General features: G+C 63.9%; 10 protein-coding genes and 2 pseudogenes. 9 read left to right on the top strand and 3 right to left on the bottom strand.

Annotated features, from left to right (window positions below; translation table 11 throughout):
- Nucleotides 1-182, top strand: a 182-nt coding sequence (locus AOQ71_RS48325) for a hypothetical protein (protein WP_245317081.1), incomplete at its 5' end; no start/stop codon positions are given.
- A 42-nt stretch (nt 183-224) separates the two neighbouring features.
- On the top strand, nt 225-665 hold the full coding sequence (locus AOQ71_RS23105) for a DUF1489 family protein (protein ID WP_057751487.1): 441 nt from the start codon (nt 225-227) through the stop codon (nt 663-665).
- Here the strand turns inward: AOQ71_RS23105 and panC are convergent.
- Nucleotides 662-1,513: a pantoate--beta-alanine ligase gene (gene panC, locus AOQ71_RS23100; protein WP_057751485.1), complete on the bottom strand. Its 852-nt coding sequence runs from the start codon at nt 1,511-1,513 to the stop codon at nt 662-664. The genes AOQ71_RS23105 and panC overlap by 4 nt on opposite strands.
- Nucleotides 1,514-1,785: 272 nt before the next feature.
- Here panC and AOQ71_RS23095 point away from each other — a divergent pair, with 272 nt between their 5' ends.
- The 5 genes and pseudogenes from AOQ71_RS23095 to AOQ71_RS23080 all read left to right on the top strand — a co-directional run bounded on the left by AOQ71_RS23095 (nt 1,786) and on the right by AOQ71_RS23080 (nt 5,723).
- Entirely contained in the window at nt 1,786-2,709 is a 924-nt protein-coding gene (locus AOQ71_RS23095) for a division plane positioning ATPase MipZ (RefSeq protein WP_057751483.1), read from the top strand.
- A gap of 472 nt (nt 2,710-3,181) precedes the next feature.
- Nucleotides 3,182-4,042 carry an alpha/beta fold hydrolase gene (locus AOQ71_RS23090; protein WP_057751481.1) on the top strand — a complete coding sequence of 287 codons (861 nt, stop codon included), beginning with the start codon at nt 3,182-3,184 and terminating at the stop codon, nt 4,040-4,042.
- A 151-nt stretch (nt 4,043-4,193) separates the two neighbouring features.
- Nucleotides 4,194-4,839, top strand: a pseudogene (locus AOQ71_RS48320) (VWA domain-containing protein); the annotation flags it as partial.
- A gap of 1 nt (nt 4,840) precedes the next feature.
- Nucleotides 4,841-4,933: pseudogene (locus tag AOQ71_RS48315) on the top strand (VWA domain-containing protein); the annotation flags it as partial.
- A 64-nt stretch (nt 4,934-4,997) separates the two neighbouring features.
- Nucleotides 4,998-5,723 (top strand): DnaJ domain-containing protein, encoded by a 726-nt coding sequence (locus AOQ71_RS23080; RefSeq protein ID WP_057751798.1) that lies wholly within the window; start codon nt 4,998-5,000, stop codon nt 5,721-5,723.
- 224 nt (nt 5,724-5,947) lie between these two features.
- On the opposite strand, the gene AOQ71_RS23075 is transcribed toward AOQ71_RS23080, so the two are convergent.
- Together AOQ71_RS23075 and AOQ71_RS45290 are read right to left on the bottom strand one after the other, a co-directional pair.
- Complete coding sequence (locus AOQ71_RS23075) at nt 5,948-7,750, bottom strand: serine hydrolase (RefSeq protein ID WP_057751477.1); 1,803 nt, start codon at nt 7,748-7,750, stop codon at nt 5,948-5,950.
- A gap of 103 nt (nt 7,751-7,853) precedes the next feature.
- Nucleotides 7,854-8,069 carry a hypothetical protein gene (locus tag AOQ71_RS45290; RefSeq protein WP_157083628.1) on the bottom strand — a complete coding sequence of 72 codons (216 nt, stop codon included), beginning with the start codon at nt 8,067-8,069 and terminating at the stop codon, nt 7,854-7,856.
- A gap of 69 nt (nt 8,070-8,138) precedes the next feature.
- Between AOQ71_RS45290 and AOQ71_RS23070 the strand changes: the two genes are divergently transcribed.
- Both AOQ71_RS23070 and clpS read left to right on the top strand, forming a co-directional pair.
- A complete protein-coding gene (locus tag AOQ71_RS23070; protein ID WP_057751475.1) occupies nt 8,139-8,477 on the top strand; it encodes a phasin family protein in 339 nt (112 codons plus the stop codon).
- A gap of 676 nt (nt 8,478-9,153) precedes the next feature.
- The gene (gene clpS, locus AOQ71_RS23065; protein ID WP_027530069.1) at nt 9,154-9,486 is read left to right on the top strand and encodes an ATP-dependent Clp protease adapter ClpS; all 333 of its coding nucleotides are present in this window, start codon (nt 9,154-9,156) and stop codon (nt 9,484-9,486) included.
- Nucleotides 9,487-9,635 lie beyond the last annotated feature (149 nt).

Here is a 9,635-nt window from a genome sequence, read left to right as displayed (position 1 = left end):
CCGCCAATGCGGCGGCCGCACCGGCTGCAGTCTCCCGTGCGCCGGCTGCGACCTCGGCTCAGGCCGCCGCGCCCGCTGCGAAGAAGCCGCCCGCGCCGAAGGCTGCGCGCGCGCCGGCCGCCGCGCCGGTTCCGCTCGCACCGCCGCCGGGCGCGGCTCCCGCGGCTGCGGATAACAATTAGTTCGGCTTTGAAAACCTGTGCATGGCCCGCTAATGCTGGGCCATGCCACTCCATCTGATCAAGCTTGCCGTCGGCTGCGACTCCGTCAAGGAATTGAAGGGGTGGGTCGCCGAACGGATGCAGACAGCCAAGAAAAAAGGCCTGCCGCAACACCACATCCACATCACCCGCATGGTGCCGAAGCGCGACGCCGAGATTCTCGCCGGCGGATCGCTTTATTGGGTCATCAAGGGCGAGATCGCCGCGCGTGAGAAGATCATCGGCATCGAGCCATTCCGCGACAAGGATGGCATCGGACGCTGCCGGATCGTGATGCAGCCGAAGGTCATTTCGGTGTCGCCGCGACCGATGCGTCCGTTCCAGGGCTGGCGCTATCTCACCGAGGATTCCGTGCCGCCCGATCTCGGCAAGTCGGCTGCGGGCACCATCGCGGCGATGCCTGAGCCGATGCGGCGGGAGCTGCGCGATCTCGGACTGCTCTAAACCGCGACATTGTCGATCAGCCGCGTCGTGCCGAGCCTGGCGGCGACCAGGATTCGCAGCGGCCCATCGTTGCGCGACGTGACAGGGGCCAGGGTCTTTGCGTTGCGCACCTCGAAATAGTCGAGTGCAAAGCCGGCAGCGGCGATGGTCTCGGCGCCACGGGCCATCGCGGGTCTGATCGCTTCGCCGGCGCGAATGCGGCCGGCACTGTCCTTCATGGCGCGGTAGAGCACGGTTGCGGTCTGGCGTTCCTCGGGCGAGAGGTAGACGTTGCGGGAGGACATCGCGAGCCCGTCGCGCTCGCGCACGGTGCGGGAGCCGATCACCTTCACGCCGAGGTCGAGGTCGCGTGCCAGCTGCGTGACCACGCGCAATTGCTGAAAGTCCTTCTCGCCGAAGATCGCGACGTCGGGCCGGCATTGCGTGAACAGCTTGCCGACGACGGTGGCGACGCCGCCGAAGAAGTGCGGGCGGAAGCGGTCCTCGAGGCCGGCCAGCGCCGGTCCCTCCGGGACGATGCGAGTCGCGAAACCCTCCGGATACATCGCCTCGACGCCGGGGTGCCAGACGATGTCGACACCCTCGGCTGCGAGCTTGGCGATGTCGGCTGTCCAAGTCCGCGGATAAGCGCCGAAATCCTCCGATGGCGCAAACTGCGTCGGGTTGACGAAGATCGATACGACGACGCGGCTGCCGCGCCGCTTGGCGAGGCGCACCAGCGACACATGGCCGTCATGGAGTGCCCCCATGGTCGGCACCAGCGCGACCGTGGCCTTTCGCTTGCGAAGATTGTCGACGGCGCGTCGCAGGGCGGGCACCGTGCGGGTGATCAAGGGGCTTGGTGACATCAGAGCTCGGGAAGGTTGGGGGTCGGCGCCGCCAGCCGCGCAGCCGGCTAACCTTAACAAGCGCCGGCCGTGGACGCCATGCATCGACATCGGGCACAGCACGTTCTGCAGCGAGGATGTCGCGCCATTGTGGGCTGGATCACGGAGGCGAGGCCGCGCGCGATTCATGATGACCATCATCGCACTGTGATTTCGTTATCCTGTCACGCATTTCACTTGACCGCAGACGCGGCCAAATCGAAGATATTGCTTAAGGGGTGTTGAGGATCGCCATGCTTGTGCAGGCTAGCCAAAGCCAATCTGGCTCGGCGCACGTTGTTGTGCTCGGCAATGAGAAAGGCGGCTCCGGCAAATCGACCACCGCCCTGCACATCGCGGTTGCGCTCCTGAAGGCCGGTCAGCGCGTCGCCACCATCGACCTCGACTGCCGCCAGCAAAGCTTCACTCGTTACATCAACAACCGGTCCGCCTGGGCGCGCCGCACCAAGCTCGACCTCGAGCTGCCGGTGCATCGCTGCATCAAGCTCGGCGAGACCATGCTGATCGCCGAGAACGAGAATTCCGAGTTCCAGCAGTTCATGGAGGCGGTCTCGGCGGTCGAGAGCAGTTTCGACTTCATCGTCATCGACACACCTGGCACCGACAGCTATTTGATGCGGCTGGCCCATTCGATGGCCGACACGCTGGTGACGCCGATCAACGACAGCTTCCTCGATTTCGACGTGCTCGGCACCGTCGACCCCGCCAACTACGCGGTAACAGGGGAAAGCCATTACGCCGAGATGGTGCGCGATGTCAGGCGCAAGCGCCGTCAGCTCGACGGCTCGACCACCGACTGGATCGTGGTGCGCAATCGCCTGTCGATGCTCGGCTCGCGCAACAAGCAGCTCGTCGCCGACGGGCTGAAGGATTTGTCGCTGCGGCTCGGCTTCCGCTACGTCGACGGCTTCGCCGAGCGTGTCGTCTATCGCGAGTTCTTTCCGCGCGGCCTGACTGCCCTCGACGAGATCGACGAGGCGACGCTCGGGATGCGACCCAATCTCGGCCACCTCACCGCGCGGGAGGAGGTCACGAGCCTGCTGCGCCAGCTCAAGCTGCCGCTCGACGAGCGGGGCCGGCGACGTGCGGCAAATCGCGCCGAGTGGTTCAGCCAGGTGGACAAACCGCTCGAGGTCCACGACATCCTAGGCGCCTGAAGCGCGATGACATCGGGTCGAACCGTCATCGCGCTTTAGCTCTTTGTTGGAGCATGATCTCCGCGCAAACGCGTTCCGCTGATGTCGCGAAGGAAAAACCGCTTCACACTTGTCCGGATCATGCCTTAGGCGCGGTACGTCGCTACTTCCGGTCGATCAGCGCCAGCCGGTTCCCGCGGGAACCGGCTGGGCCTGAAGTTTGTTTTCACCTCGCATTCACCGTGAAATTGAACCCGATCGTGACGGGGTGCGTCGGATGGTCATCTGTATCCGGACGTGGCGGTATCAGAACGCGGTGCCTACCAAACGTGTGCGTCGCACAATGAAAGGGCTGTCGGTTCACAATATTTAGCCTTCCTGTCACGCGCCTGTGACATATATTCGGGAATAGGCGACCAGGGGCCGAAGAGCCTCGGAAGAAACACGATTTTCAACAGGGATCAGGCCGCACGGCCTGAGGCTGAGGACGAAAATGAAGCGTGGAATTGCCGTTCTGGTTTCTGTGGGAGCCCTCTTCAGTGTCGCCTATTTCACGGCGAGCAAGTGGGCCATCAAGCACGAGACCATCACCTTCTACGACGCTTCGCGCGACAATCGTCCCGTGCCTGTCGACATCGCAATCCGTCGCGACAAGGAAATGCAGGCCAATGCCGGCATGATCACGCTTCCGGTCGCGGTGATCAATCACGGCAACACCGTCAAGAACACCGAGTACGGCTTCCTTGCCAACATCTTCGCTGCGCGCGGCTACATGGTCGTGAGCCCGCAGCACGATTTGCCGACCGATCCGCCGATGGTGACCAAGCCCGGCGAGCTCTATGTCGGCCGCCTGCCGCAGATCCTGCGCGGTGTCGCCAATATCCATCTGGCGATGCAGGAGATGAAGAAGGTTCAGCCCAACGCTGACTACACCAAGGTGACGATGGTCGGCCATTCCATGGGCGGCGACATCACCATGTATTTCGCCAAGCAGTATCCGGACGAGGTCAAGAAAGTCGTGACGCTGGACAATCTCCGCGTCCCCTTCGTCACCGCCGGCAAGTTCAAGATCCTGTCGTTCCGCTCCCACGATCCGCAGTTCAAGACCGATCCGGGCGTGCTGCCGACCGACGAGGAGTGTGAGAAGGCCGGCATCCAGGTCGTGAAGACCGACTTCCAGCACAACGACATGCGCGACACCGGTCCGGACGATGCCAAGAATTCGATCCAGGGCATGCTCGATAAATTCCTGAGCGATACCGATAGTTCGATCGCGCCGGTCGACACGACGTCGTCGCCGCCGAAGGTGCTGGAGCCCGGTCCGGTTGCCCTGATGGCGCCCGCCAAGAGCTGATCCTGGAACAGCTGTCCGAGAAGAGCTGATCTGAAGAGCTGACCGAAACAAGTCTCAAAGCCTCCGCCGGGCCCGCCTGCGGAGGCTTTGCACATTGACCGGGCAGGGCACGCTATCCACATTGGTGGCGAGACACCAAGGGCGATGCCAGATGTCCGGCGATCCCATCAAACCGCGCGATAGCGATCCCGTGTCCGAGAGAGCCGAGAGCGACGGCGCGCTGCCGCAGGCAAAGACCTCGACCTCGGAGGATGTCGCCGCCTTCGTCGCCAAGGCGCGTGCATTGTCTCCGCATGCACCGGGTGCGAAGGGCCGCTTGATCTTCGCGCTGGATGCGACGATGAGCCGGCAGCCGACCTGGGACATGGCCTGCGCGCTTCAGGCTGACATGTTTCGCGAGGCTGCGGCGCTTGGCAGCCTCGACATCCGACTGGTCTACTATCGCGGCTACAATGAATGCCGCGCGACGGGGTGGATTTCCGACAGCAGCAAGCTGGCAACACTGATGAGCAAGATCGATTGCCGCGGCGGCGACACCCAGATCGGCAGAGTGCTGACCGATGCGCGGCGCGAGGCGGTTAGATCAGGCGTACGCGCCGTGGTCTTCGTCGGTGACGCCATGGAGGAAAAGGTCGACGCGCTCTGCGCCAAGGCCGGCGAGCTCGGCATGCTGAAGGTGCCGGTGTTCCTGTTTCAGGAAGGCCACGATGCGGTCGCCGAACAGGCGTTTCGCGAGATCGCGCGTTTGACCGGCGGTGCCTGGTGCCGATTCGATCCGGGCGCGGCGGCACAGCTCCNGCCGCCGCTTATGCCGCCGGCGGCCGCGAGGCGTTGCTGCGATTGGCGAAGACGACGGGCGGAGCTGCACAGTTGATCGGACAGATGAAGTGAGGCTGGCCCCTCCGGATCGGCGCGACAGCATGCTTTTTGGCAATTGGGCGACTATATTCACGCCATGACTCTGATCGCCGGCGTTGTCGCCGTTATCACGCTCTATTTGTTGCTCCAGATGTTCCGCGCCGCCAATCCGGCGGTGCTGGCGCGCACCATCAAGCTCGGCGGGGGTGTAGTCGCGCTCGCGGTCGCCGCCTTTACCGGCTTGAGGGGCGAACTGGCGGTGGCGATTCCGCTCGGACTTTTCGGAGCCGGACTGCTCGGCTGGACGCCGCTCGCGAATGCGGGCCTTGGCAGTGTCGGAGGGCTGTTCGGTGGTGGCGCATCGCGCTCATCCGGTCGGGCCTCGCGCGTGCGATCGCAATTCCTGGAGATGCGGCTCGATCACGATTCCGGCCAGCTCTCGGGCGAGATCGTCTCCGGGCCGTATGCCGGGCGCAGCCTCGACGAGTTCGATCTTGCCGGCCTGCTGGCGATGGTCCCGGCGTTCGACGCCGAGAGCGTGGCCTTACTTGAAAGCTATCTCGACCGCCGGTTTCCCGCCTGGCGTCAGAACGCGCAGGGCAACGCGGCAGGGGGGCAGCGCCGCACGGCGGCGAGCGGCAAAATGACGGCGGAGGAAGCCTATCAGATCCTTGGCTTGCAGCCGGGAGCGGGGCGCGACGACATCAGCCGGGCGCACAAATCCCTCATGAAGAAACTGCATCCCGACCAGGGGGGCTCGACGTACCTCGCTGCTCGGGTAAACGAGGCCAAGGATACTCTGCTTCGTACGCATAACGGCTAACTCCGGCACTACGCCACAAACGCCCGTACCGCGTGAGCTTCCTTGCTCTGTTTGCCGTCGCCCAGATGCCCGCCATTGTCGGCGTGGTCGATCCCTTGGGTAAAGTTTTAACCGTAAATTCTTGACGAGAGGTTGTCGCGGAACAGCCTGCAGCGCCACCACGTCCCCAAAAACAAAAATGCCCGCGCAAGGCGCGGGCATTTTGATTCGAAAGGATCGAGAGATCAGTTGCGGAGGGTCATGCAGGAGATGTCGGCGCGCTTCAGCGTCTTGCACACGGCTTCGGCCTGGTCCCGTTCGAGCCCGGCAAAGCGGGCGCGGTAGAGCTTGCGATTGTCCCTGGCGACGACCTGCTCGGTGAACGGATCGGCCTTGCTGAGCAGGCCACGGGCCGAGCTGCGGGCAGCTTCAATGCGCTGCTGGGCCTCGCTCTCGCTCTCGAGCGCGCCGACCTGCACGATCCAGCCGCTATGGGTGACGGCCGGCTTGCCGGCGCTCATCTGGATCGGCTGCGGCGCCGGATCGGCGGAGGCAAGCTTGGCAACCGGCGCGGGCGCCGGTGCGGCAGCGGTGGCCGCCGGCAGCACGCCAAGAACGCCGTTGCCGGTGCCGAAGCCTGCCGGCTGCGGCGGCAATTCGGCTCGGGCGGGCTCCGGCTTGTTGACGATATCGGCCCTGGCGACGACGGCGCCGGACGTCTCGGCGACGTCACCGCGGGCCGGAATCGTGTTGGTGACCTGCGGTCCGACCTGCGTCGGGGCGGCGGAGGCGACCTTGACTGCGCCGGCCTTGACTTGAACCGTTTTGACCCGGACCGGCTTCATCGGCTCGGACGAACCCGGAATGAGGGCAAGCGGCTGGCTCGAGATCACGCCGTTGGTGAGAGGCGCCGGCTCGATCTTGGACTCGGTGGGCTTGGCTTCAGGCTTGGGCTGCACCGGGGGCATCGCTGCGGTTGCAGCCGCCAGCGCCGCAAAGCGCGAGGCCGGCCGGGGCGCGGGGGCCTCGGGAGCAGAAGCGGCCGCGACCTGGACCGGCGGGACGGGGCGTGCCGGGGTCTCCGATGCATCGGCGACGTCGGTGCTGGCATCGGCACTATTGCGCTCGGTCACTGCGGCAACCGTGTGGGTGGTTGCGCCCTTCTCGAGATTCTCGGCGAGCAGATTGCGCATGATGGCGTCGCGCGAGCCGCCGCTGCGACCGCCAAGCACGACGCCGATGAGGTGGCGGTTGCCACGGCGCATCGAGGTGACGAGGTTGAAGCCGGAGGCGCGGGTGTAACCGGTCTTGATGCCGTCGACGCCCTCGACGCTGCCGAGCAGGTGATTGTGGTTGCGGATCTGCTCGCCACGCCAGGTGAACGAGGTGGTCGAGAAATAGCGATAGTAGCGCGGGAAGCGCTCCTGGATGGCCCGGCCGAGCGTCGCCTGGTCGCGCGCCGTGGTCACCTGCTCGTCGTTGGGCAGGCCATTGGCGTTGCGATAGACCGTCTTCGACATGCCGAGTGCGCGCGCCTTGCGCGTCATCATTGCGGCGAAATCGTCCTCGTTGCCGCCGATCGCTTCCGCGATCACGACAGCGGCGTCATTGGCCGAGCGGGTGACGAGGCCCTTGATCGCGTCCTCGACGCGGATGGTCTGACCGGCACGCAGGTTCAGCTTGGTCGGATCCTGGTCGGCGGCGTGCTGTGACACCGGCAGCTCGGTATCGAGCTTCATCTTGCCGGACTCCAGCCGCTCGAACAAAAGATAGAGCGTCATGATCTTGGTGAGCGAAGCCGGATGGCGAATGCCGTCGGGGCTGGTCGATTGCAGCACCGCACCGGAATTACCGTCGACGATGATCGACGCGAATTGCGGGCTGTAGCTCTCGGAAGCCTCGTGATGCACCCGGTGGTGCGCATAGTGGCGCCGATAGCGCCGTGCGTCGGCTGCATCGGTCGTGAAGATGACGGCTGTGGTGACCGTGAGAAACCCGAAAACGCCAACCCGCGCCAAGCGCGAGGAAGACCAGTTGCTACGAAGCATGGAACCCCGTCCCCGTTTGTGACTTGATCACCGGCTCGTGAGGCGAAATTGTGCCCTGCGGACCCGGGATCATTACCTGCTCAGGCTGTCCCTCCGCTGGTGTTCACTGCGGGGGACGTTGGGCCTGAGCCGCTGTTCTGGCTAAGGTGATGTTCTCAAACGGCTTTTGGCCGCCTGCTGAAGCGAACACGTCCAGGGAATCAGGGTAGGGGCTGGCGGTTTCCAAAAGCTTAAGAAACCCTTGCGGGAAAGCCCTGGAATTTCCGTAACTGCTGCCGATTTTTGTGCGCCGCACAAGATTCTTGACTTTTTTGTGCATTGCACTATTTGTGGGCAGAGTCAGGGAGCCGGGGCTTCCGGACGCGAGCCAGGGAAAAAGGATTCCAAGATGTTCAAGGTTGAAGACTTCCAGAACTACGGGAAAGAGCATTTCGAGACCTACGTTGCCTCCGCAACCTCGGTGCAGCACGGCCTCCAGGCGATCGCCAGCGCCTATGGCGACTACACCAAGAAGTCGTTCGAAGACACCAAGTCGTTCGTCGAGAAGCTTTCCGGCGTGAAGTCGCTGGACAAGGCGCTTGAAGCGCAGACCGATTTCGCCCGTTCCGCTTACGAAACCTTCGTCGCGGAATCGCAGAAGATCGCTGGCCTCTACAGCGACCTCGCCAAGCAGGCGTTCAAGCCGGTTGAGACGGTCGTGTCGAAGTTCACCCCGGCTGCCCAGTAATTTTCTGAACTCCGGATCACAAAGCCCGGCTGCATCAGCCGGGCTTTTTTATTTAGCACGGGGCTCTCTTCGCGTAGCGCGCCCGGTGTAGGTCCGCGGTGAGCGTGATGTTCGGCAGCGCGACGTATCGACGAGCAGCGCATTGAAATAGGGCCGCCTTCGTCAAGGGCGGCTGTCAGCGGGCCGGCGAAAGATGACGACGGCGTCATTGTGGTCTTGCTGGATCTCACGCCACAGCGTTGAACAACGGATGAAGCGGACCGTAGAAACCCGGAGGAATGGCCGGGCCGAAACGTCGCGGTCATGTCGATGTCAGGTTCCTGATCAGCGTGTTCTGAACAGGCGGGCGGGAAGTTTTTGTCAAACCGGTCTGGATTGACTAACCTCGTCCAGGATCGCCCGGACCGGGAATCGGGGCGCCGCGGCCGCATCGGCTGGGCCTTTGCAAGCTTGCGGCGAGCCGGGGGCGGGCCCATATTGGCTGCAATCGACCCGGCTCGACCGGGCCGGTTGGAAGCGGCGATCCGACAAGGCGGCGCGCCGGCGCGAGACCCACGCGTGTGGGCGGCGCGGCGGACCGTCAGACGCTTCCGTGGGGAATTTGAACGCCTGAGCCATGCTGCAATTGACTTCCAGACTCGATCTGTCCGCGGCGGCCGCCGCCCATGCTCCCCGGATGAGCAACGACGAGAACCGTTCCGGGGGCCCGGCGGGTCCGAACACGTCTGTCATTACCAAGGTCAAACCCAAGACCAAGCGGCCGAACCTCTATCGTGTGCTGATCCTGAACGACGACTACACGCCGATGGAGTTTGTGGTCCATGTGCTGGAGAAATTCTTCCAGAAGGACGTCGAGGCCGCGACCAAGATCATGCTGCATGTCCATCATCACGGGATCGGCGAGTGCGGTGTGTTCACCTACGAGATTGCCGAGACCAAGGTGACGCAGGTGATGGATTTCGCCCGCAAGCACCAGCACCCCCTGCAATGTGTGATGGAAAAGAAGTAACCGCGCGTTCGAATCCGGCGTTCTTTGGAGTGCTTCTGTTCGTGCGGTGTGTGACGTCAGCGCATGCCGCGGCGTGATCCGGCCGACTCACCGCCGGCGTCTGTCCTGCCCAAATGGGTAGTTTTGCCCAAATCGGAACGGGTTTTGCA

Source organism: Bradyrhizobium manausense (genome assembly GCF_001440035.1).
Lineage (GTDB): Bacteria > Pseudomonadota > Alphaproteobacteria > Rhizobiales > Xanthobacteraceae > Bradyrhizobium > Bradyrhizobium manausense.
The sequence above is the reverse complement of the archived record's forward strand: the minus strand, read 5'-3'. Positions and strand labels throughout refer to the sequence as shown.

Coding starts and splice junctions, on each gene's coding strand:
- AOQ71_RS23075 (WP_057751477.1), bottom strand. CDS start 7,750: ATGCTTCGTAGCAACTGGTCTTCCTCGCGCTTGGCGCGGGTTGGCGTT.
- panC (WP_057751485.1), bottom strand. CDS start 1,513: ATGTCACCAAGCCCCTTGATCACCCGCACGGTGCCCGCCCTGCGACGC.
- AOQ71_RS23095 (WP_057751483.1), top strand. CDS start 1,786: ATGCTTGTGCAGGCTAGCCAAAGCCAATCTGGCTCGGCGCACGTTGTT.
- AOQ71_RS23105 (WP_057751487.1), top strand. CDS start 225: ATGCCACTCCATCTGATCAAGCTTGCCGTCGGCTGCGACTCCGTCAAG.
- AOQ71_RS23090 (WP_057751481.1), top strand. CDS start 3,182: ATGAAGCGTGGAATTGCCGTTCTGGTTTCTGTGGGAGCCCTCTTCAGT.
- AOQ71_RS23070 (WP_057751475.1), top strand. CDS start 8,139: ATGTTCAAGGTTGAAGACTTCCAGAACTACGGGAAAGAGCATTTCGAG.
- AOQ71_RS23080 (WP_057751798.1), top strand. CDS start 4,998: ATGACTCTGATCGCCGGCGTTGTCGCCGTTATCACGCTCTATTTGTTG.
- AOQ71_RS45290 (WP_157083628.1), bottom strand. CDS start 8,069: ATGCACAAAAAAGTCAAGAATCTTGTGCGGCGCACAAAAATCGGCAGC.
- clpS (WP_027530069.1), top strand. CDS start 9,154: ATGAGCAACGACGAGAACCGTTCCGGGGGCCCGGCGGGTCCGAACACG.